General features: G+C 46.5%; 1 protein-coding gene. It reads right to left on the bottom strand.

Annotated features, from left to right (window positions below):
- Positions 1 to 213: hypothetical protein (locus AACW90_RS23175; protein WP_390239407.1), on the bottom strand; the 213-nt coding region annotated here is incomplete at both ends.

A 213-nucleotide genomic window follows, 5' to 3' on the forward strand; every position in this document is an offset into this window, starting at 1 on the left:
GAACGCCTTGTGTTTCAGTGAAAGTAACATTGCTATCGGTCGCGGTTGCGAGCGCACCATCCGCTATCGTGATGTTGATATTGGCAGCATTTGGTACGGTGTCGCCATCGGTATCAGTAACATCCACTCCGATGGTTAGCTCATTAATATCGCCATCACCGTTAACTTGTTCTATCGCTTGATGTTGAGTAATGCTGTAGGTGCCATCAATAT

The sequence above is a fragment of the Vibrio frigidus genome, from assembly GCF_042465995.1.
Lineage (GTDB): Bacteria > Pseudomonadota > Gammaproteobacteria > Enterobacterales > Vibrionaceae > Vibrio.